17 protein-coding genes are annotated in these 24,904 nt (G+C 72.7%); 8 read left to right on the top strand and 9 right to left on the bottom strand.

Features of this window, described 5'->3' with window-relative positions; all coding sequences use genetic code 11:
- The first annotated feature begins 222 nt into the window (after positions 1-222).
- The 4 genes from ACLIN4_RS30210 to ACLIN4_RS30195 all read left to right on the top strand — a co-directional run bounded on the left by ACLIN4_RS30210 (position 223) and on the right by ACLIN4_RS30195 (position 6,181).
- Complete coding sequence (locus tag ACLIN4_RS30210) at positions 223-1,845, top strand: ABC-F family ATP-binding cassette domain-containing protein (protein WP_411576441.1); 1,623 nt, start codon at positions 223-225, stop codon at positions 1,843-1,845.
- A 10-nt stretch (positions 1,846-1,855) separates the two neighbouring features.
- Positions 1,856-4,114 (top strand): ATP-binding cassette domain-containing protein, encoded by a 2,259-nt coding sequence (locus ACLIN4_RS30205; protein WP_107477154.1) that lies wholly within the window; start codon positions 1,856-1,858, stop codon positions 4,112-4,114.
- 104 nt (positions 4,115-4,218) lie between these two features.
- Positions 4,219-4,995 (top strand): dimethylargininase, encoded by a 777-nt coding sequence (gene ddaH, locus ACLIN4_RS30200; RefSeq protein ID WP_107477153.1) that lies wholly within the window; start codon positions 4,219-4,221, stop codon positions 4,993-4,995.
- A gap of 211 nt (positions 4,996-5,206) precedes the next feature.
- On the top strand, positions 5,207-6,181 hold the full coding sequence (locus ACLIN4_RS30195; RefSeq protein WP_107477152.1) for an acyl-ACP desaturase: 975 nt from the start codon (positions 5,207-5,209) through the stop codon (positions 6,179-6,181).
- A 306-nt stretch (positions 6,182-6,487) separates the two neighbouring features.
- Here ACLIN4_RS30195 and ACLIN4_RS30190 read toward each other — a convergent pair whose 3' ends face one another.
- The 5 genes from ACLIN4_RS30190 to ACLIN4_RS30170 form a co-directional block, all read right to left on the bottom strand.
- Positions 6,488-9,847 (bottom strand): hypothetical protein, encoded by a 3,360-nt coding sequence (locus tag ACLIN4_RS30190; protein WP_411576440.1) that lies wholly within the window; start codon positions 9,845-9,847, stop codon positions 6,488-6,490.
- A gap of 40 nt (positions 9,848-9,887) precedes the next feature.
- Positions 9,888-10,145 carry a WhiB family transcriptional regulator gene (locus ACLIN4_RS30185; protein ID WP_100045581.1) on the bottom strand — a complete coding sequence of 86 codons (258 nt, stop codon included), beginning with the start codon at positions 10,143-10,145 and terminating at the stop codon, positions 9,888-9,890.
- Between the two features lie 150 nt (positions 10,146-10,295).
- Entirely contained in the window at positions 10,296-11,000 is a 705-nt protein-coding gene (locus ACLIN4_RS30180) for a B3/4 domain-containing protein (RefSeq protein WP_107477007.1), read from the bottom strand.
- A 50-nt stretch (positions 11,001-11,050) separates the two neighbouring features.
- On the bottom strand, positions 11,051-11,698 hold the full coding sequence (locus ACLIN4_RS30175; protein ID WP_107477006.1) for an FMN-binding negative transcriptional regulator: 648 nt from the start codon (positions 11,696-11,698) through the stop codon (positions 11,051-11,053).
- Positions 11,699-11,725: 27 nt separating this feature from the next.
- Positions 11,726-12,562, bottom strand: coding sequence for a DMT family transporter (locus ACLIN4_RS30170; RefSeq protein ID WP_107477005.1), 837 nt, complete (start codon positions 12,560-12,562; stop codon positions 11,726-11,728).
- A 118-nt stretch (positions 12,563-12,680) separates the two neighbouring features.
- Between ACLIN4_RS30170 and ACLIN4_RS30165 the strand changes: the two genes are divergently transcribed.
- Positions 12,681-13,265: a helix-turn-helix domain-containing protein gene (locus tag ACLIN4_RS30165; protein ID WP_107477004.1), complete on the top strand. Its 585-nt coding sequence runs from the start codon at positions 12,681-12,683 to the stop codon at positions 13,263-13,265.
- 319 nt (positions 13,266-13,584) lie between these two features.
- Here the strand turns inward: ACLIN4_RS30165 and ACLIN4_RS30160 are convergent, their stop codons facing one another.
- Together ACLIN4_RS30160 and ACLIN4_RS30155 are read right to left on the bottom strand one after the other, a co-directional pair.
- Entirely contained in the window at positions 13,585-14,634 is a 1,050-nt protein-coding gene (locus tag ACLIN4_RS30160) for a LacI family DNA-binding transcriptional regulator (RefSeq protein ID WP_290013053.1), read from the bottom strand.
- 216 nt (positions 14,635-14,850) lie between these two features.
- Positions 14,851-15,858, bottom strand: coding sequence for a multicopper oxidase domain-containing protein (locus ACLIN4_RS30155; RefSeq protein WP_289907638.1), 1,008 nt, complete (start codon positions 15,856-15,858; stop codon positions 14,851-14,853).
- Between the two features lie 209 nt (positions 15,859-16,067).
- Here ACLIN4_RS30155 and ACLIN4_RS30150 point away from each other — a divergent pair, with 209 nt between their 5' ends.
- A complete protein-coding gene (locus ACLIN4_RS30150; RefSeq protein ID WP_411576439.1) occupies positions 16,068-18,545 on the top strand; it encodes a ThuA domain-containing protein in 2,478 nt (825 codons plus the stop codon).
- Positions 18,546-18,559: 14 nt separating this feature from the next.
- The gene (locus tag ACLIN4_RS30145; RefSeq protein ID WP_307653534.1) at positions 18,560-20,752 is read left to right on the top strand and encodes an OmpL47-type beta-barrel domain-containing protein; all 2,193 of its coding nucleotides are present in this window, start codon (positions 18,560-18,562) and stop codon (positions 20,750-20,752) included.
- Position 20,753: 1 nt separating this feature from the next.
- Here the strand turns inward: ACLIN4_RS30145 and ligD are convergent, their stop codons facing one another.
- Together ligD and ACLIN4_RS30135 are read right to left on the bottom strand one after the other, a co-directional pair.
- Positions 20,754-21,779, bottom strand: coding sequence for a non-homologous end-joining DNA ligase (gene ligD / locus ACLIN4_RS30140; RefSeq protein WP_100045587.1), 1,026 nt, complete (start codon positions 21,777-21,779; stop codon positions 20,754-20,756).
- A 94-nt stretch (positions 21,780-21,873) separates the two neighbouring features.
- Positions 21,874-23,568, bottom strand: coding sequence for a TlrC/CarA/OleB/SrmB family ABC-F type ribosomal protection protein (locus tag ACLIN4_RS30135; protein WP_411576438.1), 1,695 nt, complete (start codon positions 23,566-23,568; stop codon positions 21,874-21,876).
- Between the two features lie 256 nt (positions 23,569-23,824).
- Here ACLIN4_RS30135 and ACLIN4_RS30130 point away from each other — a divergent pair, with 256 nt between their 5' ends.
- Positions 23,825-24,892, top strand: coding sequence for an ATP-dependent DNA ligase (locus ACLIN4_RS30130; protein ID WP_107476998.1), 1,068 nt, complete (start codon positions 23,825-23,827; stop codon positions 24,890-24,892).
- Positions 24,893-24,904 lie beyond the last annotated feature (12 nt).

Raw genomic sequence — 24,904 nt, 5'->3', positions numbered from 1 at the left:
TCTGAGGTCCTGAGACACCGCGTCACACATGTCGATGTCTGCCACATGTGTACGCCGCGTGCGACCTCGGCGTTCGAGCCGTCCCTTGCGGAACAGGGCATTCTTCGTGCCGTGCCCCGCGCTCCTCGGGACCTCCTTCCCTCGCCCGACGGCGGTCGCCGCCTCCCGGTGTCTCGATACGCGTTTGCCCCTGACCGCTTCGAGCAACCGCGGAGACCCCGTATGTCTATGTCGATCACCTGTACGTCCCTCTCCTTCGCCTGGCCCGACGGCACCCCCGTCTTCGAGGGACTGGACACCTCCTTCGGCCCCGGCAGGACCGGGCTCGTCGGCGCCAACGGGTCGGGAAAGTCCACCCTGTTGAAGCTGATCGCCGGGCGGCTCGCTCCGGCCGACGGCGCCGTCCGCGTGGCCGGTGAGGTCGGCTACCTGCCGCAGAACGTCACGCTCGACACCGCGCTGCGGGTCGACGAGGTGCTCGGCATCGCCGGGCGCCGGGCCGCGCTGCACGCCATCGAGGCCGGTGACGTGGCCGAGGAGCACTTCGAGACCGTCGGCGACGACTGGGACGTCGAGGAACGCGCCCTCGCCGCGCTCGGTGAACTCGGACTCGGCCACGTGGGTCTCGACCGCACCGTCGGCGAGGTCTCGGGCGGCGAGTCGGTGCTGCTGCGGCTGGCCGCGCTGCTGCTGCGCCGGCCCGACGTGCTGCTCCTGGACGAGCCGACCAACAACCTCGACCTGTACGCGCGCAGGCGGCTGTACGCGGCCGTCGAGTCCTGGCCGGGCGTGCTGGTCGTGGTCAGCCACGACCGGGAGCTGCTGGACCTCGTCGACCAGATCGCCGACCTGCGGTCCGGGCGGATCACCTGGTACGGCGGCAACTTCACGGCGTACGAGGAGGCGCTGGCCGTCGAGCAGGAGGCCGCCGAGCGGATGGTCCGCGTCGCCGAGTCGGACCTGCGCAGGCAGAAGCGCGAGCTGACCGAGGCCCAGGTGACGCTGGCCCGGCGCAAGCGGTACGGGCAGAAGATGTACGACACCAAGCGCGAGCCGCGGGCGGTGATGAAGCTGCGCAAACGCTCGGAGCAGGAGTCGGCCGGCAAGTACCGCATCATGCACGAGGAGAAGCTCGCCGAGGCCAAGGAGCGGCTCGACGACGCGGTGGAGGCCGTGCGGGACGACGACGAGATCCGCGTCGACCTGCCGTACACGGCCGTGCCACCGGGCCGGACCGTGCTCACCCTGCGGGACCTGGAGCTGCGGTACGGGGCCCGGGTGGGCGGTTTCGACCTGCACGGTCCCGAGCGGATCGCGCTGATCGGCCGCAACGGCGCGGGCAAGACCACGCTGCTGCGGACGGTCGCCGGTGAGCTGGAGCCGGTGGCGGGCGAGGCGACGGCGCACGTTCCGCTGCGGTTCCTGCCGCAGCGTCTCGACGTCCTCGACGGCGAGCTGACCGTCGCCCAGAACGTGGCCCGGTTCGCGCCGGGTGCCACCCACAACCGGATCCGGGCGCGGCTGGCGCGGTTCCTGTTCCGGGGCGCCCGCGCCGACCAGCAGGCGTCGACGCTGTCCGGCGGCGAACGCTTCCGGGCGGCGCTGGCCGCGCTGATGCTGGCGGAGCCCGCGCCGCAGCTGCTGATGCTGGACGAGCCCACGAACAACCTGGACATGGCGAGCGTCCGGCAGCTCACCACGGCGCTGGAGTCCTACGAGGGGGCGCTGATCGTGGCCAGTCACGACATGCCGTTCCTGAAGTCGATCGGCATCACCCGGTGGCTGCGGATGGAGGGGGGAGAACTGCGGGAAATCACGCCAGAAGCTGTCGGGTATCCCGCCTAGCGTCGCCCGCATGAGCGAGTTCATCACCATCACCGGAGCCAGGGAGAACAACCTCCAGGACGTCACCCTCCGCATCCCGAAGGGCCGGCTGACCGTGTTCACCGGCGTCTCGGGGTCGGGGAAGTCGTCGGTCGTGTTCGACACGATCGCGGTCGAGTCGCAGCGCCAGCTGAACGAGACGTTCACCTGGTTCGTCCGCAACCGGCTGCCCAAGTACGAACGCCCGCACGCGGAGGCCTTGGAGGACCTCTCCCCCGCGATCGTCGTCGACCAGCGGCCGGTCGGCGGCCACTCCCGCTCCACCGTCGGCACCATGACCGACATCCACTCGGTGCTGCGGGTGCTGTTCTCGCGGCACGGCACGCCCAGTGCCGGGGCGGCGACGGCCTACTCGTTCAACGACCCGTCGGGCATGTGCCCCGGCTGCGACGGCCTGGGCCGCACGGTGCGGCCCGACTGGGACCGCATCCTCGACCCGGGCAGGTCGCTGGCGCAGGGGGCGGTCCGCTTCCCGCCGTTCGCGGCCGGGACCTGGCAGGGGCAGGCGTACACCAACACCGACGAGCTGGACCCGGACAAGCCGGTCGGCGACTTCACGGACGACGAGCGGGCGTTCCTGATGCGCGGGCGGCCCGGCAGCAAGGTCACCGTCAGCGGCACGGGCGGCACCTGGACGACCGAGTACGAGGGGCTGGCCGACCGTTTCGAGCGGCTGTACCTCAAGCGGGACCTGTCCGGGATGAGTGAGAAGACCCGGAACCTGGTGCGGGAGTACCTGGTCGAGGGCAGCTGCCCCGACTGCGGCGGCGCCCGGCTCAACGCGGCGGCGCTCGCGACCCGGATCGACGGGCACTCCATCGCCGACTGTTCCCGCATGCAGGTCACCGATCTGATCGCCGTGCTCAAGGAGATCGACGACCCGGTGGCCCGGCCGGTCGCCGCTGCCGCCGTGGCCGCGCTGGAGCGCATCGAGGCGATCGGCCTCGGCTACCTCAGTCTCGACCGGGAGACGTCCACACTCTCCGGGGGCGAGGGGCAGCGGCTGAAGACCGTGCGGCACCTGGGCTCCAGCCTGACCGGGATGACGTACATCTTCGACGAGCCCAGCGTCGGTCTGCACCCGCGTGACGTCGGCCGCCTCGGCGACCTGCTGCTGCGGCTGCGCGACAAGGGCAACACCGTGCTGGTCGTCGAGCACGACCCGGACGTCATCGCGCTGGCGGACCACGTCGTCGACATGGGACCGCGGGCGGGCGCCGACGGCGGCCGGGTGGTGTTCGAGGGCACTCCGGGCGAACTGGCCGCGGCGGACACGCTCACCGGCCGCTGCCTCCGGCGCCGTACGGCGGTGAAGGCGGACCCGCGCACGCCGACCGGCGAGCTGTGGGTGAAGGGCGCCGACCGGCACAACCTGCGGGACGTGACGGTCGCCTTCCCGACCGGGGTGCTGACGGCGGTCACCGGGGTCGCAGGGTCGGGCAAGAGCACGCTGGTCGCGGAACTCGTCGCCGCGCACCCGGACGCGGTGGTCGTCGACCAGTCGGCGATCGGCATCTCGGCACGCTCCACCCCGGCGACGTACCTCGGGATCATGGACACGGTGCGGAAGATCTTCGCACGGGGGACGGGCGCCGATCCGGGGTCCTTCAGCTTCAACTCGGCGGGCGCGTGCGGCACCTGCGAGGGACGAGGCGTCATCCACACGGACCTGGCCTTCATGGACCCGGTGACCACGACCTGCGGCGACTGCGAGGGCCGGCGCTTCCGGGAGGAGGTGCTGCGGCTGACGGTCGACGGCCGCTCCGTCGCCGACGTGCTGGCGATGACCGCCGGCCAGGCCCTGGACTTCTTCACCGACTCGGGCGTACGGCGGCGGCTGCGCGCCCTGCGCGACGTGGGCCTCACCTACCTGACTCTCGGGCAGCCGCTGTCCACGCTCTCCGGCGGCGAACGCCAGCGCATCAAGCTGGCCACCCGGCTGCACCGCACCGGCGCCGTGTACGTCCTGGACGAACCGACCACCGGGCTGCACATGTCGGACGTCGAGGGACTGCTCGCCCTGCTGGACCGGCTGGTCGACACCGGCAACACCGTCGTGGTCGTCGAGCACAACCTGGACGTGGTGGCGCACGCCGACCGGGTGATCGACCTCGGCCCGGACGGGGGCCGGGACGGCGGCCGGGTGATCTTCGAGGGCACCCCGCGACAACTGCTCGCGGCCCGGGACTCCAGTACGGCGGAGCATCTCAGGAGGGCCACGGGACACTGACGGGGGTTCCGTCCGCGCGGCCCCGCCCTGCATGATGGCCAGCCGGCGCCACGACACGGGCGCCGGACAGCCAGCACCGATTCGGAGACCCCGGAGACCCCCTCGTGCCCAGCAAGAAGGCCCTCGTCCGCCGCCCGAGCCCCCGCCTCGCCGAGGGGCTGGTGACCCACATCGAACGCGAGCGGGTCGATCACGGCCTCGCCGTCGAGCAGTGGGAGGCGTACGTCGAGGCACTGCGCGCGCACGGCTGGGAGACGCTGGAGGTGGACCCGGCCGACGACTGCCCGGACTCGGTCTTCGTCGAGGACACCGTCGTCATGTACCGGAACGTCGCCCTGATCACGCGGCCCGGCGCCGAGTCGCGGCGCGCGGAGACGGCGGGTGTCGAGGAGGCCGTGGCGCGGCTGGGCTGCTCGGTCAACTGGATCTGGGAGCCGGGCACTCTGGACGGCGGTGACGTCCTGAAGGTCGGCGACACGATCTACGTGGGGCGCGGCGGGCGCACCAACGCGGCCGGCGTCCAGCAGCTGCGGGCGGCGTTCGAGCCGCTGGGCGCCCGGGTGGTCGCCGTGCCGGTCAGCAAGGTGCTGCACCTGAAGTCGGCGGTCACCGCACTGCCGGACGGCACGGTGATCGGGCACATCCCGATGACGGACGTGCCGTCGCTGTTCCCCCGGTTCCTGCCGGTGCCGGAGGAGTCCGGGGCCCACGTGGTGCTGCTCGGCGGCGGGAAACTGCTGATGGCGGCGAGCGCTCCGGAGACCGCGGACCTGCTCGCCGGCCTCGGCCACGAGCCGGTGGTCGTGGACATCAGTGAGTTCGAGAAGCTCGAAGGCTGTGTGACGTGCCTCTCGGTCCGACTGCGCGAGCTGTACGCCTGAGCGTCCGGCACCTCACGCCCTCCGGCCCCGGGACCTGCGGGTCCCGGGGCCTTCGCGTGCCCGGGGCGGGGACAGTGCTGATCAGGGGCCTTTACGGTGTGTTTAACCTACGCTCTCGTAACCTACGGTTTCGTAGCCTACGATCCCGTAGGTTCACCGGCACCGCTCGCCGGTCGCTTTCCGCTCTGTCGCACGTCCCCTGGAGTTATTCGTGACGATCGTCTCCCCGCACCTCGGCAGTTCCGCCGAATGGACCGACGCCCGGCTGCTGTACGCGCTCGAGGAAGTCGTCGAGAAGGAACTGAACCGGCATCTCAAGGTCGCCAAGGACTGGATGCCGCACGAGTACGTGCCGTGGACCGACGGCCGCAACTTCCCGGGCCTCTTCGAGGACGGCGAGGCCTGGGAGAAGGACCAGTCGAAGGTCACCGAGATCGGGCGCATCGCCCTCGTGGTGAACCTGCTGACCGAGGACAACCTCCCCAGCTACCACCACGAGATCGCCAGCCTCTTCGGCCGCGACGGCGCCTGGGGCACCTGGGTGCACCGCTGGACCGCCGAAGAGGGCCGGCACGGCATCGTGATGCGCGACTACCTGCTCGCCTCGCGCGCGGTCGACCCGGACAAGCTGGAGCAGTTCCGCATGGCCCACATGAGCGAGGGCTTCGAGTCGGACAACCGGCACTCGATGCTGCACTCGGTGGCGTACGTCGCCTTCCAGGAGCTGGCCACCCGCATCTCGCACCGCAACACCGGCCACCAGTCCGGCGACCCGGTCTGCGACCGCATGCTGGCCCGCATCGCGACCGACGAGAACCTGCACATGGTCTTCTACCGGAACCTGCTGAAGGCCGCCTTCGATCTCGCGCCCGACCTCACCATGCAGGCGGTGCGGGATGTGGTCGTGAACTTCCGGATGCCCGGCCACGGCATGCCCGGCTTCGAGCGGGCCGCCGCGCAGATGGCGATCGGCGAGGTCTACAACCTGCGCATCCACCACGACGACGTGATCCAGCCCGTGCTGCGCTTCCTGAAGATCATGGAGATCGACGGCCTCGGCCCGGAGGGACAGCAGGCGCAGGAGGAGCTGGGGCTGTACATGAGCGGGCTGGACTCGGAGGCCGCCAAGTTCGACGAGAAGCTGGCGGCACGCAAGGCACGGATGGCGGCCCGGGCGGCGGGCTGACCCACCCGCCTCCCCGCGCGTGGCCGCACCCGGCCGCCGGGCTGTCGGGGCAGGCCTCGACGGCCGCTGTCACGCGCAGCGGCCGTCGCCCGTGGAGGACCGGCGGCGTCCGGGGCGCCGGACCGCGATTCCAGGGGGGCGCCCGAACCCCGGGGGCGCCTCCGTCCCGCCCGCACGGTCGCCGTCACGCGCAGGCCCCCACCGCCCGCCGCGCACAGCCGTCGCGGGCGGTGGTGCGTCGGCCGCCGTCGCCCGTGGGCCGGAACGGAACGCGGGTCGTAGGCGGCGAGACGGGTCGGTTCGCCGTCACTCGTAGGCCGTCGTTTCCTCCAGTGCCGCGTCGCGTACGTCGGGGACCGGATGGCGGCGCAGGGCCCGCAGCCCTTCGCGCCACGGTTCCGGCCAGTCCTCGCGGCTGCCCAGCGCGCCGGTGACCGCGACGGCCATCAGTCCCTCGGCGTGTCCGCCGTGCGAGGCCAGTGCCGCGGCCTCCACGCGCAGTGCCTCGGCGTCTCCGGGCTGTTCCCGGCTCTCCAGCCGGCCGCGCACGGTGTCGGCGACCCGGGCGGCGAGTACGGGCCGGCCGGGACCGGCCAGGGCGGTCACCCGGTCCAGGCGCGGCGGTACGGCGGCCAGGTCGACGCACTCGGCCGCGAGCACGGCGGCCTGCGCGGCGTAGGCGTCGTTCGCACCGAGGAGTTCGGCGGCCGCCAGTGCGACGGGGCGGCGGGCGGCCTCGGAGCCGAGGCCCGATCCGCCGAGCTGCTCCGCGAGGAGCACGACGCGCTGTCGTGCCGGGCGGTCGCGCCGCTCCCCCGCGTCGTCGTCCTCGTCGGCCGTCGATCCGGCGAGCGTGCGCAGGGTGTCGAGGAGCGCGGCCAGGCCGTGCGGTGCGCCGGACGCCGCCTCGATGAGGGCGCTCGCCGCCGAGCGCCACGTCTCGCGGTTCGTGAGGTCCGTGACGGCCGCGGCCAGCACTCCGGGCGCCTCGGCCGACCACGGGGTCCAACGGGCCAGCGCCCGCAGGGCGCTGCCCGCCGTGGCGGGGTCGTCGGTCGCGGCGACCCCGCGCACCAGCCGCGCGTACCGCGCGCGATGGGTCTCGGGCAGATCCAGCGGCGACACCCGCAGCAGCGCCGCCCGCAGGACCGGCGCACCGCCCGCGGCGTCGTGCAGCAGCTCCCAGACCTCCTCGTGCCCGAGCAGCCCGCCGGCGGCCGCGACACAGGCGGCGCGTACGTCGGGATGGGTGCCCTGACCGGCGTACACCTCGGTGACCAGCACGGCCGCCTCCGGTACGGGAAGCCGGGCGGCGGCGATCCGGACCGCCTCCTTCTGGCTGGTCACCTTGGCGTCCGGCGCCCGCAGTACGTCCTTCAGCTGAGCGGCGAGCCGCGACGGCGGTGCGTGCCGGGACGCCCGTGCGGCGGCGTACACGGCGACGCGGGCCCGGTCGCCGCCGGCCTGCGCCAGCAGCTCGGGCAGCGCCTCGGCGGCCCGGTCGGTGCGGGCGAGGGCGGCGAGCGCGGCCTCGGCGATCTCGACGTCCGGCGACGCCGTCCAGCGGCGTGCGACGTCGGCGCCGCCGTCGGGCACCCCGGCGGCCTCGGTGACGGCCTCGGCACGCTCGCAGTGCGGCAGCGAGGTGTCCGCCGCCCGCGCCGACAGGCGCCGCAGCAGCAGTGCCCGCTGACGCGGTACCCAGCGCCGCGCGTCCGCGGCTTCCACCCACATGGTGGGCTGCCTGCCCTCGGGCAGGAACCGACCGTGCGGCGGGGTGTCGGCGAGCAGCACGCCGAGCAGGTCGGTGCGGCGCCGCACGAGCAGCGACCACACCACCGGCAGGTCGGCCGCCGACGGGTCGTGGGCCAGGACGCGCGCCACCCGTTCGTCGCGTGTGCGGACCGGCTTCAGCCACTCCAGCAGCGCACTGCTCGCGGCCGTGACGTCGCCGTCCCGGAACGCCCGCCACAGCATCTCCTGGAGGGCGCTCATGCCCTCGGCCCGGCGGCCGACGGACTCGGCGAGGGCCAGGACCGGACGGTGGTCGCCCTTGCCGGCACGGGCGTCGAGCCACGGCCGCAGGGCCTCGAACACGAGGTGTTCCTGACCGCGCCGCAGGGTGCGGTCGAGGCGGCCGAGGTCCACGCGGCCGGCGCTCTCGGCCAGGCGGACCAGGGTGCGCAGCGACCAGTCGACCAGCGCGCCCGGGCCGCCCGCCGCGTGCTCACCGAGCACGGCGAGCGCCAGATCCGTCAGCGGCCGACGGGTCTCGCCGGAACAGTCACGGGCCTCGACGGCGTCGGCGGCGACGCGCTCCAGGTGCGGGACCGACTCCTCGGTGAACAGCGCGGCACGGGTGCCGGCCAGGGCCCGCAGGGCGGCCGACCGCACGGGGTCCTGTTCGTTGCGCAACCGCGCCATGTCCCGCAGGGCGGCGGTGACGGCGGCCGGGTCGCCGGAGCGCGCGGCGTTGCCGATCAGCATGGGCCAGACCCGGGCGCGGTCCTCGGCGTCCGGGCGCGCGGTGGCGGCCAGCAGCCCGTCGCGGACCTCGGCCACCGGCAGGAAGGACTCGGCGGTGAGGACCGTGACCGCGTAGGCCCCCGTCTCACGCGCGCGGGCCGCGGTCTCCCGGGCCTCCTGGGCCGCGTGGCGGCGCGGCAGCACTTCGAGCAGCTGCGCGTCGACGACCACCGCTCCGGTTCCGCGTCCCTCGCGGACGGCCGTGTACAGGGCGTGGCGCCGCGCGGGCGGGAGCGCCTTCAGCAGCCGCGGCAGGCCGCCGTACGGCATCAGGGTCCGGCCGTAGGCGACGAGTTCGGGCGAGTGGGTGCGGGTCAGCCGGTACAGCGCCGTGCGCCCCAGCCGGTGGACGCCCACGACGGAGTTCCAGGCGGGTGTGGGCAGCAGCCGAAGTACCCGCTGCGGGTCGGCGGCGGCGAACGCGGGGAGGTGGACGCGCAGCCCGGCCGGCAGCCGGCTCGGCCCCTGCCGGTCCAGCAGTCCGAGCACCCGTCCGGGCGCGAGGGGGGCGAGGGTCGCCATGGCCTGCGCGTACCGGTGCCACCAGGTGTCGTGCAGGGCTTCGGGCAGCGCGGTCAGCTCCCCTTCCAGCACGTCGAGCAGCGCCGTGCGGTGCCGCTCGGCGAGCGTGCGCCAGGCCAGGACGGCGTGCAGCAGGCCGGGCAGCAGCCGGGCGACCACCGGCGCGGAGCAGCCCGGCAGCAGGCGGGCCGCCTCGGCGTCGCCCCGGTCGCGCCGGAGCCCGTCGACCAAGCGGTCGGCGAGCGCGGTGCGGCGGCCGGCCACGACGGCGCGCAGGAGGTCACGGCGGGCCGCCTCGGGGGCGTCGGCGAGCGCGGCCTCGAACGCCGCGTCCGGTATGCGCAGGCTGTCGGCGACCCGCAGGGCGTGGCCACGCACGTACGGGTCGGTGTCCGCGATGCGGTCCGCGATCCACCCGGCGTCGCCCGTGGCGGACGCGGCGACCACGGCGAGCCCGCGCCCGTAGGCTCCGTGCCGCTCCAGTTCGACGAGAACGGGCCGAGGAGTATTCAACTCCCTCGCACGGACGAGGAGTTCCCGCATGCGGCGCGGGTGGTCGAGCGGGTCGAGGGCGTGCAGCAAGCTCTCGGCCTCGTGCTGTGCGGAGGTCGGCGACATGCGGGGATTGTGCCTGCCGTGGCGGGCGGGGCACAGCGAATTAACCGCGACGCAGGGCCAGTCTCTCCTTCTCCGACAGCCCGCCCCAGACGCCGAACCGCTCGTCGTGGCTCAGGGCGTACTCCAGGCAGACCGAGCGGATCGGGCACAGGGCGCAGATCCGCTTCGCGTCCCGTACGGAGCTGCCGGGCTCGGGGAAGAAGAAGTCGCCCCCGGTCTGTGCGCACAACGCCTCCTCCTGCCAGGCGAGGTCGGGCGTCGCGATGGTGTCGGGCGTCGCGATGGTGTCGATGTGCATGGCAGGAGCGTGCCTGGCGGCGAAAAACGTTCGATCAACGCGCGATCAACGGCGCGCCGCCTGGCTCCCCGGCCGACCCGATGGTCCCCTGCCCGGTGCTTCGTCGCACGGCGGCGCGCGCAGGCGTCTTTTGTCAGTGGACGGTGCGGGTCAGGCGGCCCGGTGGTTCTCCCGGTGGAGGTGGAGGACCTGCGTCCGGTCGGCGTGCGGGGTGAGCAGTTCCCGCAGCTCCGCGACGGCGGTCTCCAGGAGGTGTCCGTCGCGGTCGGCGTGGAGGGTCTCGAGGACGAAGGCGACCTGGGTGGAGTCCTCGGTGACGCGGGTGCGGTGGGCGTCGCGGTGGTTCCAGTGGCGGGTCAGTACGTCGGTGGTGTCGGTGTAGATGATCTCCCCCGGCTTGGGGTGTTCGGTGGTGTCGGGCTCGCCGAGCGGGGTGAAGGTCTCGGTGCCGTCGGCGTGGCGGATCTCCACGTCGCCGGTGACGTGGTCGAGGTCGAAGGCGCCGGCGGGCAGACCGTGGCGGACGGAGACCGCGTTGTAGGAGTCGACGGCCGGGTTGATCCGGGGCAGGGTGCCCTTCTTCGCCATGCGGCGGCCGAGGGCGTCGACGCTGGGCCGGATGCGGCGGGGGTTGGTGCCGAAGGAGCGGTAGGCGGTGTGCCATGCCTCGATGCGCGGGTCGTTCTCGTCGGCTGGCTGCCAGGTGCCGTCGGCGAGCTCCCGTTCCAGGTTCTCCAGGGCGCTGGTGGTGGCCGGCCAGTGTTCGTGGCCGCGCAGGCCGGTCGCGGTGACGACGGCGATGAGGGTGTCGGGGAAGGCGTCGGTGACGGCGGGGCTGATGCGGAAGGAGGTCACAGGGGGTCCGTTCGAGATCGGGGTGCGGTGGCGAGGGCGGGGCGTGGGGGTCAGGGCTTCCAGGGGCCGATGCGGTCCAGGCGGCGCAGCTGCTGACCGGCGGTCGGCGCGTCCAGGGGCCGGCCGCGTTCGGTGAGCCGGCGGGCGGTGTCGGCGCGCTGCTCGACGGGCTTGTGGTCGTCGTACTTGAACTTCGCGCGGACCTCGGTGATGTCCAGGCGCAGGCCGCGGATGCCGGGCAGCATCCGTCCGTACGGGGGCTGGTCGGCCTCGATGGGGGCGTGGTCGCCCTCGGGCTGGAAGTGCGCCATCTGCCGGCGCAGCAGCTCGGCCTTGTCCGCGGGGTCGTCGACGACCATGGCCCGGCAGGTGAACTGGACGGCCGCGTAGTAGCTGGTCGGGACGCCTTCGGTGGGAGGGGTGCCGGGCTTGGCGCGCCAGGGGCCGGGGACGAAGGCGTAGTCGCCGGTGACGGTGAAGGTGACGTTCGGGTCGGTCTCGATCGGCTTCCAGACGGGGTTGGGGCGGGCGAGGTGGATCAGCAGGGTGCCGCCGTCGACGGCGAAGTGGGTGGGCACGACGATCGGCGCGTGTCCGGGCGGGCCGTTGACGGCGAGGAGGCCGAAGTCGTGCCCGTCGGCGATCCAGGCCCGCCACTCGGCGTCGTCGAGGGCGGCGTCCCAGGGCTGGATGAACATGCCGGTATCCCTTCGGGGGTGTGGGGGTCAGGTGAGGGCGAGGAGGCTGACGGCTACGGCAGCGGTGCCCAGACCGATCAGCTGGCCCCGGTGGATCCGCTCGGCGAGGACGCCGCGGGCGAGCAGGACGGTGCCGGCCGGGTACAGGGCGGTGATCACGGCGACGACGGCCAGGTCGCCGCTGCGGGCGGCGAGCAGGAAGAGCAGGTTGGCCACCGAGTCCAGCACACCGGCCGTCGCCGACACGGCGTACGCGGGCCTCTCGGGACCCAGCCGCCGGAACATCAGGCCGGCGGCGGCCAGCGTGACCGCGGAGGACACGGCCCGGCCGACGATCAGCGGGCCGACGCCGCTGTCGGACGGCGCCTGGTGCAGGAAGACCAGTTGCAGGGCGATGGCGGCGCCGGCACCGAAGGCCAGGAGCAGCGCGGTCCGCGACGGCCGGGCGCTGCCGGCGCCGTGCCCGGCGCTGACCAGCACCACCGCCGCCAGCGCCAGCGGCAGGCCGATCAGCCCGGCCGGGCCCAGGTGCTCGCCCTGCACCAGTCCCACGCCTACCGGCAGCATCGCCGAGACCAGTGCGGTGACCGGGGACAGGACGTTCATCGGTCCGATCGCGAGCGTGCGGTAGAGAAGGGCGAACGCGGCGGCCGACGCGACACCGGAGGCGGCGCCCCAGGCGAGGGTGGCCGGGGAGAAGGAGGCGCCGAGGAAGGGCCACAGCAGCAGCTCCACGGTGAGCGAGGCCGGGGCGGCGATCATCACGGTGCGCAGGACGTGGGCCTTGCGGGCGCCGAGACCGCCGAGGAAGTCGGCGCATCCGTAGGCGAGGGAGCTGCCCAGGGCCAGCAGCAGAGCGATCACGGGGACATCCCTTACTATCAATGGAACGACCACACCGTACAACGCACCGACCGGAAGTCGTCAACCGAACGACCGCGCGGTGCAATGCACTGACTCACTGCCTGGAGGGGTGACAGCGATGGCCGAGACCGAGGCGGCCTTGCGGACGCTCGCGCACAACGTCCGCGCGGCCCGCACCCGCGCCGGACTGTCCCTGGACGAACTCGGCCGCCGCGCCAAGGTCAGCAAGGGCGCCCTGGTCGGCTTGGAGAGGGCCCAGGGCAATCCGAACTTCGCCACGCTGGTCCGCCTCGCCGACACGCTCGGCGTCTCGGTGTCGGCGCTGATGGAAGGGCCCGCCGAAGGCCGTGTCCGGGTCGTGTCGGCCGACGCCGTCATGCCCTTGTGGGCCGGGGAGAAGGGCGGCGAGGCGCGGCTCATGCTGACCACGACGGGACCGGCCCCGGTCGAGGTCTGGCGCTGGAGACTCGAACCGGGCGAGGAGTACCCCAGCCACCCGCACCAGAGCGGCGTCGTGGAGACCGTCAGCGTCACCGCCGGGCAGATGGTGCTCGTCGTCGACGGCACCGAGCACGCGGTCGAGGCCGGGCAGACCGCCACGTTCGACGGCGACGCCCCCCACACCTACCGCGGCTCGGGCTCCGGGACGTGCCACCTGATCATGACCGTCCACATCCCGCCCGGCCCCGTCTCCCCGGCTTGACCGGCGGGTCGTTCGCCGCCTGCCGCCGGTCGTCATCGATGACCGGCGGGGCGTTCACCCCTTGCCCGGCCGGTCGTCGCTGATGACTGGCGGGGCGATCACTCTTACCGCCCGGTCGTCATCGATGACCGGCAGGTCGATCACCTCTTGCCGCCCGGTCGTCACTGACGACCGACAGGGCGATCACCCCTTGCCGCCCGGTCGTCGCTGATGACCGGCGGTCCGGGCCCGGTGCCGGTCGTCCGTCGCCGTGGCGACCGCCCGGCAGCCGTGGGGCGGGCCAGGGGCCTCGCCCCGGCGGCCGTCTCCGCCGCCCGCCTCACGCGCTGGCGCGGCGGACCAGGGTCGTCGGCAGGATCACACCCGACGGCGCACCGGCCGATGCCCCGTCGGTGGGCTCGGCCGCGGTCCCCCGGTCCAGGCCGCGCAGCAGCAGACGGGCCATCAGCCTCCCCATTCCCTCGATGTCCTGACGAACCGTGGTCAGCGGCGGGTCGGTCTCCTCGGCGACGGGCAGCATGTCGTCGAAGCCGACCACGGCCACGTCATCGGGCACCCTGCGTCCGCGCTCGCGCAGCACCCTGAGGGCGCCCGCCGCGGTGAGGTCGTTGGCGGCGAAGACGGCGTCCAGGTCGGGATTGCGGTCGAGCAGTTCCCGCATCGCCCGCTCGCCGCCGCCCGAGGTGAAGTCCCCGCGCGCGACCAGCCCCGCGTCGGCGTCCGCGCGGACGTCGCGGAAGCCGGCCAGCCGGTCGGCGGCGGAGGTCTGGTCGAGCGGGCCGGTGATGTGCGCGATCCGGGTGCGGCCGAGGCCGGCCAGGTGACGCACGGCGGCGCGGGCACCGCCGCGGTTGTCGCTGTCCACGTAGACCACGCCGTCCCGGCCGTCGTCCCAGCCGGGGCGCCCGCCGAACACGGTCGGCACACCGGCGCCGCGGACGAGGCCGGGCAGCGGGTCGTCGAGGTGCAGGGAGAAGACCAGCGCGCCGTCGACGTGGCCGCCGGCCAGGTAGCGGCCGACGCGGGCGTGGTCCTCGCGGCCCTCCGTGAGCAGCAGCACGAGCTGGTTGTCGTGGGCCGTCAGTTCCTTGCTGATGCCGCGCAGTTGCTGGGCGAAGTAGGGGTCGGCGAAGACCCTGGTCTCCGGCTCGGCGGCGACGACGGCGACGGCGTCGTGGCGTCTGGTCACGAGGGAGCGGGCGGCCTGGTTGGGCACGTACCCGAGTTCCTCCACCGCGCGCCGGACCCGGTCGGCCAGCGCGTCCCGAACCCCCTGCGCACCGTTGACCACCCGGGAGACGGTGGCCCGCGAGACCCCGGCCCGCTCGGCCACGGCCTCCAGCGTGGGACGCGGCGCTGTGTCGGTCACTTCGGGGCTCCTCGTCGGCGGCTGCGGCCCAGAATAGCGGCAGCCGCCGCGGCACGAAGAGCGCTCTCGGCGCGGAAACCGGCTTGCCCGGCACGTCCGCGCGGCGGGACGATCGGCGCATGTTCCCGAGAACGGCCCACCACTCCTGACCGTCCCGTTCCGACGGCGGGACCGGCCGTCCCCGCCCCGACGACGGCGGGCACGGCCGGGTCTCCCTCAGTGCTGGTGCGCGGGCGCCTCCGCGGTCTGCTCGCCACCGCCGTGCGCGTGCTCGTGCGGGTCGTAGCCGGGAATCGTGCCGTCCGGCTTCTTCACCAGGAACAGCCCCACCATCCCCATGTCGGAGTGGCTCTGCACGTGGCAGTGGTACATCCACGCCCCGGCGCCCACCCCCTCCCCCGCGATGATCTGGAAGCCGAAGGAGTCCGCCGGCCCGGTGATCTTGTTGTCGATGACCTGGCTCGGGTCGTCGGGGCCGGTGAGCATGCCGGTGCGGTTGTCGGCCCAGCGGTGACCGTGCATGTGGAAGGTGTGGTAGTACTCGCCGTGCGTGATCATCACGATCTCGACGCGGTCACCCACGGTGGCCTCGAAGTTCGGCCCGGTGTGCGGGTCGCGGTTGTTGATGAGCATGTCGTTGAAGACGATCGTGTGCGTCGCGTCCGGCAGCACGTCGCCCTTGCGGCGCACGATCACCGGGCCGTACAGGCCCTTGCGGATGCCTCCCGTGCCGTGCTCGGTGCCGACGACGTGGTCGTGGTAGTGCCAGTAACCGGCGCTGCCCGCCCGCCAGGTGCCGTCCGCGCGGCGGCCGGGCTTGTGGGTGCGCCAGGTGTAGGTGCGGGTGCCGCCGGGCTCGACGTCGCTCTTGTTCATCGCGGTGCCGTCGCTGGAGATCTCGTAGTCCAGGCCGTGGACGTGCAGGCTGGCGCGCACGTCCATGGTGTTGGTGAACTCGATGTGCAGCGTGTCGCCCTCGTTCAGCTCGATCAGCGGGCCGGGGACGGACGCCTTGCCCTTCTCGAGGCCGTAGCCCATCTGGCCGTCGGGCAGCTTCTCGGCGTACATCTTGATGTGTCTCACCTCGCCGCCCGCCGGTGCCGTCCTGGCGGTGACCCCCTTGGGCTCACCGGCCGCGCCCGCGGTCTCCGGCGCCATGGACAACGATGTCGCGACGGCCGCGCCGCCCAGCAGTACCCGTCGGTTGAAGCCTCGCCTGTCCATGCCGAACTCCCCACGCTGATACGGAAATTGCGGAGACGCACCAATGGATGGTCCTGATTGGCTGTGATGAACCTGTGGGACCGTACCGGCTGCCGACTGGTTTATCCACACTCAGGACAAAGTTCGTTGGATCCCGGTCATACCTATTGGCGAACCGCGCAAAGAGGTCTAGCTTCCTTGGCGCTGCTGCCGTGACCTAGGAGGTGCCCATGCCCTTAAGAGGGTTGAGCGCGAGAAGTAGAGGCTGGGCGGCGTTCGCCACCGCCGGTTTCGTCGCCGCGGGACTGCTGGCCGGCCCGGCCGCCAGCGCGCGTCCGGCGCCGGATCCGTCCCTGACAACGATGTCGATCAAGTCGCCCCCGGGCGGCGCGAACGTACGGGTGCTGATCTTCTACGGGTCCGCCGCGGCGGGCGACGAGTCACCGGTCGTGAACGCCGGTATCTCGGCCATCGAGCGGATCGGGCTGTCCGGCCCGGCGAAGGAACGCTTCCAGGTCGAGGCCACGGACAACGCCAACGTCTTCACCAACGACAAGAGGCTGAGCCGCTTCAACGCGGTCGTGTTCCTGACCGGCGGCGGCGACGTCCTGACGCCGGCGCAGGAAGCGGGCCTGGAGGCGTACATGGAGGCCGGCGGCGGTTTCGTCGGCATCCACGACGCGGCCCGCGCGGAGCCGTACTCGGACTGGTTCACCGGTCTGGTCGGCGCCCGCCCGGCCGCCTCCAGCCCGACCAAGGTCCAGCGGGCCACCGTCGAGGTCGGTGACCGGCGCCATCCGGCCACCAAGGACCTGCCGATGGAGTGGAAGCGGCCCGACGCATGGCTGAACTGGCAGAAGAACCCGTCCGGTGAGGTCCACACCGTGGCCCGGGTGCGCGAGTCGACCTACGCGCCCGGAGCGAGCGCCAACGGAGCGGACCACCCGGTCAGCTGGTGCCGGGACTACGACGGCGGCCGGTCGTTCTACACCGGCATGGGCGGCACGGTGTCGTCGTACGACGAGACCGACTTCCGCGCCCACCTGCGCGGCGCCCTGATGTGGACGACGCGGCTGGCTCAGGCCGACTGCAAGGCCACCATCACCGGCAACTACAAGGCCGAGCGCCTGACCAAGCCCAACCAGGCGGGCCAGAACGACCAGATCGGCGAACCGCACGGCCTGGTCACCGCCCCCGACGGCCGCGTCTTCTACATCGGCCGCGGCGGCGCCGACTCCTCCCAGCCCGTGATCACCGACTGGAACGACCCGGACATCGGCAAGGGCAAGGGCGAGATCCACGTCTGGGACCCGAAGACGAAGGAGGTCACCCTCGCCGGTGAGCTGACTGTCTTCGGCAACAAGGGCGGCGGCGACGAGCTGACCAAGGTCGAGGAGGGCCTGCTCGGCATCGAACTGGACCCGAAGTTCTCCGAGAACGGCTGGGTGTACCTGCACTACACACCCCACTCCGAGATCAACCGCGAGACCCACATGGCCGAGCGCCGTGTCTCCCGCTTCACGCTCGACCGGGCCACCAACAAGCTGGACCTGGACAGCGAGAAGGTGCTGCTGAAGTGGCCGGTGCAGATCCACAGCTGCTGCCACGCGGGCGGCGGGATGGCCTGGGACCCCAAGGGCAACCTGTACATCGCGACCGGTGACAACAACTCCAGCGGCTTCAGCGACGGTTACTCGGGCAACAACCCGGAGCCCAACTTCAAGGGCGTGTCCTTCGCCGACGCCCGCCGCACCGCCGGCAACACCAACAACCTCAACGGCAAGATCCTGCGCATCCACCCGGAGCCGGACGGGACGTACACGCTCCCCGAGGGCAATCTCTTCACCGGCAAGGAGACCGCCGAGGGCGGCGGCAAGACGCGCGGCGAGATCTACGTGATGGGCGTCCGCAACCCGGCGCGCATCTCCGTCGACAAGCAGACCGACACCCTCTACGCGGGCTGGGTCGGACCGGACGCCGGCGCCCCGTCGCCGACGTGGGGTCCGGCCAAGTACGACACCTTCGCCGTGATCACCGAGGCGAGCAACCGCGGGTGGCCGTACTGCATGGGCAACAAGCAGCCCTACCGGGACCGGAACCTGCCGGACCCGTCGAAGCCGCTGGGCTGGTACGACTGCGACGCCCCGAAGAACGAGTCGCCGAACAACGACGGCCTGGTCAACCTGCCGCCGGTGACCGGCAACAACATCTGGTACTCGCCGCAGGGCGGCGGCCCCGACTTCCCGCGCGACGAGAACGGCGTCCCCTCGTACAAGCAGGAGGAGGGCACGTACAGGCTGCCCTGGCTCAAGGGCGGCGGCCAGGCCGCGATGAACGGCCCGCTCTACCGCTACGACGCCGACAGCACGAGTGACACCAAGTGGCCCGCGTACTGGGACGGCAAGTGGTTCGTCGGTGACTTCTACGACGCCGACCAGCCGCGCAACGCGGTGCTGATGGACCCGAGGACGCAGGGCGACGGCGGTCTGCCGGTGCACTCGGAGTCCCTGAAGAAGATCGTGCCCGTCGGCAACGACGGCATCAAGAACCTGATGGGCTGGAAGTTCGGCCCGGACGGCGCGCTGTACGTCCTCGACTACGGCCGCGGCTTCTTCACCTCGGACTCCAAGTCGGCCCTGTGGCGGGTCACCTACGAGGGCGGCGGCCCGACGCCGGCCGCCGGACAGCTGGCGAGGGGGACCGAGTGATACGTGGACGAAGAATGTGGGCCGCGCTGCTGGCCGGCCTGCTGATGATGCTCGGACTGCAGGCGACGTCCGCCTCCGGGCAGACCGGGACCGAGGCGAAGGCCGCCGCGGCGGACCAGGTCCTCACCTGGACCGCCGGAAACGACATCACCAAGTACACGTCGGCGCCGGAGACGGCGGTGGCGGGTCCCGCCACGATCGTCTTCGAGAACAGTGAGGCGACCGGCAACACCACCGGCATGCCGCACACGCTGACGTTCGTGACCAGCGACCCCGAGTACAACCAGGACGTGCAGCTCAACATCCTGGCCAACCCCTTCGACGACCAGGGCGGCAAGCACACCGCCGAGGTCACCCTCTCCCCCGGCCGCTACCTCTACCACTGCACCATCCCCGGCCACGGGGAGATGAAGGGCGTGCTCGTGGTGACCGAGGGCGGCGGTGGCGAGGACACCACGGCCCCCGCGACGTCGGCGGAGGTCGGCGGCGTGCAGAACGCCGACGGCGCCTACGTCGGCTCGGCGACCGTGACGCTCGCCGCCACCGACGAGGGCGGCTCCGGCGTCGAGCGGATCGAGTACGCGATCGGCGCCGACGGCGCCTGGCAGCCGTACACCACGCCGGTCGTGGTCGACCAGGTCGGCGAGCACACGGTGCGCTACCGGGCGTTCGACAAGGCGGGCAACGCCGCCGAGGAGAAGAGCGTCACCTTCGCCGTGGCCGCGCCGGACACCGACGACACGACCGCGCCGGAGACCTCGGCGACGGTCAGCGGCGAGAAGAACCCGGACGGTGCCTACATCGACATGGCGACGGTGACCGTCACCGCCTCCGACACCGGTTCCGGCGTCAACACCATCGAGTACGCCGTCGGCGCCGACGGCGCCTGGCAGCCGTACACCGCGCCGGTCATGGTGCACGCGGTCGGTGAGCACACCGTGCGCTACCGCGCCACCGACAAGGCGGGCAACGTCGCGGCGGAGAAGAACGTCTCCTTCACCGTCGTCGCCGCTCCCCCGCAGGACACCGTGCCGCCGGTGACCGGCGCGACCGTGGAGGGCACCAAGGACTCCGACGGCGCGTACGTCGGCAGCGCCAAGGTGACCGTCAGCGCCACCGACGAGGGCGGCTCCGGGGTGGCCGGCATCGAGTACTCCCTGGACGCCGGGCCCTACCTGGCGTACACCGGGCCGGTCGTCGTCGACCGGGTGGGCCGGCACACCGTGAGCTACCGGGCGAGCGACAAGGCGGGCAACACCTCCGCGCCGCTGACCGTGAGCTTCACGGTGGTGTCGGGCCAGGTGCCGCCGCCGCCCTGCCCGGAGTACGACGAACGGCTCACGGTGATCGTGGGCACGGTCGACACGGGTGTGCCGAACCGGGTCACGAACAACCGGTGCCGGATCAACGAGCTGATCGAGGACGAGAAGGACTGGTCGTCGCAGCAGCTCTTCCTCAAGCACGTCCGCGAGGTCACGGACGCGCTGCTGGACGAGGGCGTCGTCGACCGACGGGAGTACCGGGCCATCAACAAGGCCGCCCGCCAGTCGAAGATCGGCGTGCCCGGCCAGACCGAGGGCTACCGCGCGATCCTGGACGGCTCCCAGGAGTCCTTCGCCAAGTGGCAGCAGGTGGGCGGCGGTTCGTTCGCGCTGAACGAGGACGGCTCGATCACCTCCAGCACCAGCACGCCCGGCATGGGCATGCTGTGGTTCCCGGAGCGCAAGTACGGGGACTTCTCGCTGAAGCTCCAGTGGCGGGACGACGCGCCCGGCACGGCGAACACCAACGGCGGCGTCTTCGTGCGCTTCCCGCAGGTCCACGACCACCCGGAGGAGTCCCGGCCGGAGTGGGTCGCCATCAAGTACGGGCACGAGGTGCAGGTGTTCGACAGCCCGACCGGCGACATGTACAAGTCGGGGTCGATCTACGGCTTCGACCGGGTGGGCCTGGCCGGCGCCGGGGTGACGGAGAAGGGCACCTGGAACGACTACGAGATTCGCGTGGTCGACCAGCACTACTCCATCTACCGCAACGGCGTGCTGATCAACGAGTTCGACAACACCGGCGGCCAGGACTTCTACCCGCCGCGCTCGGACGACCCGGGCACGGACGGGCGGCGGTACGCCTCCGGCTACATCGGGCTCCAGGTCCACGGCACCACGGACGTGGTCTCGTACCGGGACGTGAGGATCAGGGAGCTGTAGCTCAGCTCTTCCGAGGGCGCGGCTTCTTCGCGCGGCTCGGCTGTACCCGGCTGGGTTCCCCCGGCATCTTCGGATACTCGGGCGGGTACGGCAGATCACCGAGCCCGTGGTCGTGCTCGTCCTTCGTCGCCAGCTCCAGCAGGGCGTCGAGGGAGTAGGAACGGTCGTCCATGCCCGCGTGCACGTCGCCGAGTTCGGCGAAGCGCGCGGGCATGGTCGTGATGTCGAAGTCCTGCGGGTGGGCGACGCCCACCTCGTCCCAGGTCAGCGGCGCGGAGACCGGGGCGTGCGGGCGGGGGCGCACCGAGTACGCGGAGGCGATGGTGCGGTCCCGGGCGGTCTGGTTGTAGTCGATGAAGATGCGCTCGCCGCGCTCCTCCTTCCACCACTTGATGGTGACCTGATCGGGCATCCGGCGTTCCATCTCGCGTCCGACGGCGATGGCGGCGCGCCGCACCTGGGTGAAGGTCCAGCGGGGCTCGATCGGCACGAAGACGTGGATGCCGCGTCCGCCGGAGGTCTTGGGCCAGCCGCGAAGCCCGCCGAACTCCTCCAGTACGGCGCGGAGTTCGTGGGCGGCGCGGGCGGCGTCGTCGTAGTCGGTGCCGGGCTGCGGGTCGAGGTCGATGCGCAGCTCGTCGGGGTGGTCGACGTCGTCGCGGCGCACCGGCCAGGGGTGGAAGGTGAGGGTGCCGTACTGGGCGGCCCACAGGACGGCGGCCTCCTCGGTGGGGCACATCTCGTCGGCGCTGCGACCGCTCGGGAAGGTGATGTGCGCGGTGGGGATCCAGTCGGGCATGCCCTTGGGGGCGCGCTTCTGGTAGAACCACTCGCCGGTGATGCCGTCGGGGTAGCGCTGGAGGGTGGTGGGCCGGTCGCGCAGGGCGCGCAGGATGCCGGGGGCGACGGCCTGGTAGTAGCGGGCCAGGTCGAGCTTGGTGTAGCCGTGCTCGGGGAAGAAGACCTTGCCCGGGCTGGACAGCCGCACGGTCCGTCCGCCCGCTTCCAGTTCCACCGCTTCCGCCATGCGAGCCACGGTAGGCGCAGCCGGGCGACCTCGCACATCAGGCGGCGGGCCGCCCGGGGCCCGTCCCGACGGACGTCCCGGGCGGCGCCGCGCGCTACCCGGTCAGGGTCCCGCCGCTCATCCTGACCCGGCGGCCGGTGAACCGCCGGGCGACCATGCGGTCGTGCGAGACCATCACCAGGGCGCCGCGGTAGTGGTGCAGGGCGTCCTCGAAGTCCTCCACCAGGGCGGGTGAGAGGTGATTGGTGGGTTCGTCCAGGAGCAGCAGGTCCACCGGGTCGCGCAGCAGCCGGGCCAGCGCGAGCCGGCGCAGCTGTCCGGTGGACAGGTCACCGACCGCCGTCGTCAGGTCGGGGACGCGGAACAGACCGAGGCCCAGCAGGGCACCGCGGTGCTCGGCCGGAGCGCCCGGCAGTCCGGCCGCGTAGGTGTCCAGCAGGGTCCGCCGCGGGTGGGTGACCGGGGTCTCCTGGGGCAGCCAGCCGATGCGTTCGGGGCGTGCGCACGTGCCCCGGTCGGGTCGCAGGTCGCCGGCGAGGACCCGCAGCAGCGTGCTCTTGCCGGCGCCGTTGGCGCCGGTGATCAGGATCCGTTCGCCCGGGTCGACGGTGAAGCCGTGGACGTCGAGCCGGTCGCCGACGGCGACCCGGTGCAGGTCGGCGAGCGGGCCCTTGCGGTCGGCCTCGCCGCCCTCGACGCGCACCCGGAAGCGCAGGGGCGCCGGGGGCGGCGGTACCGGGTTCTCCTCCAGGCGCCGGACCCGCTCCTTGGCCTGCCGGACGCGCGCGGAGATCTGCTTCTCCACGCTGCGCTGGTGGCGCTGGCCCTCGCGGTCGGCGTTGGCCCGGCGCCGGGGTCCCGCGGCCATGGTGTCGGCGGCGCGGCGGGCCAGGGCGCGCTGCTCCGCCAACTCCCGCTGCCAGTCCGCGTACTCCTGTTCCCAGCGGCGCCGGGCGCCCGCCTTGGCGCGCAGGTAGCCCGCGTAGCCGCCGCCGTGCCGGTGCACGGTGCGGCGCTCGCCGTCCACCTCCCACAGGGCGGTGGCGACGCGTTCCAGGAAGACGCGGTCGTGGGAGACGGCCAGGACGCTGCCGCGGTGGGCGCGCAGGTGGTCCTCCAGCCATTCCACGGCCGGTACGTCGAGGTGGTTGGTCGGCTCGTCGAGCAGGAGGAGCTGGGGTGCGGCCGCCAGCAGGCAGGCCAGGTTGAGACGGGCCTGTTCGCCGCCCGAGAGGCTGCCGAGGCGCCGGTCGGGCGTGATGTGGCGCAGGCCCAGTCCGTGCAGGGCGGACTCGACGCGGGCGTCGGCCGCGTAGCCGTCGCGGGCCTCGAACGCCTCCAGGAGTTCGCCGTACGTGGCGAGCAGACCGTCGAGCTCGTCGGGCCCGGCCTCCGTCAGCGCCTCTTCGGCCCGGCGCAGGGCGGCCTCCAGGGCCCGCAGGTCGGCGAGGGCGTGGTCGACGGCGTCCTGGACGGTGTCGTCCGGGGGGAGGTCGGGGGTCTGCGGGAGGTATCCGGCGCCGCCGGGGGCGTGGACGCGGACGTGTCCGGCGTCGGGCCGGTCGGCGCCGGCCAGGAGCCGCAGCAGGGTCGACTTGCCGGTGCCGTTCTCGCCGATGACGCCGATGCGCTCGCCGAGGGACACCGACTGGTGCACGCCGTCCAGGAGCGGCCGGCCGCCGGGGGCGCGGACGACGTCGTCCAGGACGACCTGGAAGGCGCCCGAGCCGGGCGTGGACCGGGCAGGGGTGGTGGGGCAGGTGGGGGCGTCAGAGGTACGCCGATGCATGGGTGATCCGCCATATCGGAAGACGTGAACAGGTGGCCGATACGGAGGGAGGGGTCACCGGCGGGCGGTCGGACGGTGTGAGAGCGGCACGACGGCCTGGCCCGGGGACCCTGACGGGCAGCCGGAATCACGCCGCTTGCGCGCGGCGGCATCGGCGCCCGGTCTCCCGGGGCGGTATCAGATGTAGAAGTAGTAGAACCTGATCACCAGGCAAGCTTAACAGGCGAGGTCCCCTGCCCGCTCATACAGTCGGACCATGGATCTGCCCGTCATGCCGCCCGTGAAGCCGATGCTCGCCAAGTCCGTGGCGAAGATCCCGCCGGGGATGCACTACGAGGCCAAGTGGGACGGGTTCCGGTCGATCGTGTTCCGCGACGGCGCCGAGGTCGAGCTCGGCAGCCGCACCGGCAAGCCGTTGACGAGGTACTTTCCGGAGCTGGTGGCGGCGGTGCGCGAACGGTTGCCCGAGCGGTGCGTGGTGGACGGCGAGATCGTCATCGCACGGGAGGGGCACCTCGACTTCGACGCGCTCACCGAGCGGATCCATCCGGCGGACTCCCGGGTGCGGATGCTGGCCGAGAGGACGCCCGCCTCGCTCGTGGCCTTCGACCTGCTGGCGCTGGACGACGAGTCCCTGCTCGACGTACCCCTCGCCGACCGGCGGGCGCGCCTGGTGCGGGCGCTGTCCGGGGTCACGCCGCCGGTGCACGTGGCGCCGGCGACGGACGACATCGAGGTGGCCCGGCGGTGGTTCGAGCAGTACGAGGGCGCGGGTCTGGACGGTGTCGTCGCCAAGCCGCTCGACCTGCGTTACCGGCAGGACGAACGCGCCATGTACAAGATCAAGCACGAGCGCACCGCGGACGTGGTCGTCGCCGGTTACCGCCTGCACAAGAGCGGCCCGGTGGTCGGTTCGCTGCTGCTCGGCCTGTACGACGACAAGGGCGTCCTCCAGCACGTCGGGGTGAGCGCCGCGTTCACCATGAAGCGGCGCGCCGAGCTGGTGGAGGAGCTGGAGCCGCTGCGCATGGACGACGTCGGGGGTCATCCGTGGGCCGCGTGGGCCGAGGAGTCGGCGCACGAGGGGGCGCGGCTGCCCGGCGCGCCCAGCCGCTGGTCGGGCAAGAAGGACCTGTCCTGGGTGCCGCTGCGGCCGGAGCGGGTGGTCGAGGTGGCGTACGACCACATGGAGAACGGCGCGCGCTTCCGGCACACGGCCCGCTTCCGCCGGTGGCGCCCGGACCGGACGCCGGAGAGCTGCACCTACGCCCAGTTGGAGGAGCCGGTCCGCTACGACCTGGCGGAGATCCTCGGCGGCCCCTGACGGACCCGGTCC

The sequence above is a fragment of the Streptomyces mutabilis genome (assembly GCF_046628145.1).
Classification (GTDB): Bacteria; Actinomycetota; Actinomycetes; order Streptomycetales; family Streptomycetaceae; genus Streptomyces; species Streptomyces mutabilis.
This window is presented reverse-complemented; position numbering and strand designations above follow the sequence as displayed.

Excerpts from the sequence above, each read along its gene's own strand:
- ACLIN4_RS30165 (WP_107477004.1), top strand. The coding sequence starts at position 12,681 with ATGGCCGAGACCGAGGCGGCCTTGCGGACGCTCGCGCACAACGTCCGC.
- ligD (WP_100045587.1), bottom strand. The coding sequence starts at position 21,779 with ATGGCGGAAGCGGTGGAACTGGAAGCGGGCGGACGGACCGTGCGGCTG.
- ACLIN4_RS30155 (WP_289907638.1), bottom strand. The coding sequence starts at position 15,858 with ATGGACAGGCGAGGCTTCAACCGACGGGTACTGCTGGGCGGCGCGGCC.
- ACLIN4_RS30185 (WP_100045581.1), bottom strand. The coding sequence starts at position 10,145 with ATGCACATCGACACCATCGCGACGCCCGACACCATCGCGACGCCCGAC.
- ACLIN4_RS30130 (WP_107476998.1), top strand. The coding sequence starts at position 23,825 with ATGGATCTGCCCGTCATGCCGCCCGTGAAGCCGATGCTCGCCAAGTCC.
- ACLIN4_RS30145 (WP_307653534.1), top strand. The coding sequence starts at position 18,560 with ATGTGGGCCGCGCTGCTGGCCGGCCTGCTGATGATGCTCGGACTGCAG.
- ACLIN4_RS30210 (WP_411576441.1), top strand. The coding sequence starts at position 223 with ATGTCTATGTCGATCACCTGTACGTCCCTCTCCTTCGCCTGGCCCGAC.
- ACLIN4_RS30190 (WP_411576440.1), bottom strand. The coding sequence starts at position 9,847 with ATGTCGCCGACCTCCGCACAGCACGAGGCCGAGAGCTTGCTGCACGCC.
- ACLIN4_RS30175 (WP_107477006.1), bottom strand. The coding sequence starts at position 11,698 with ATGTTCATCCAGCCCTGGGACGCCGCCCTCGACGACGCCGAGTGGCGG.
- ACLIN4_RS30150 (WP_411576439.1), top strand. The coding sequence starts at position 16,068 with ATGCCCTTAAGAGGGTTGAGCGCGAGAAGTAGAGGCTGGGCGGCGTTC.
- ACLIN4_RS30205 (WP_107477154.1), top strand. The coding sequence starts at position 1,856 with ATGAGCGAGTTCATCACCATCACCGGAGCCAGGGAGAACAACCTCCAG.
- ACLIN4_RS30135 (WP_411576438.1), bottom strand. The coding sequence starts at position 23,568 with ATGCATCGGCGTACCTCTGACGCCCCCACCTGCCCCACCACCCCTGCC.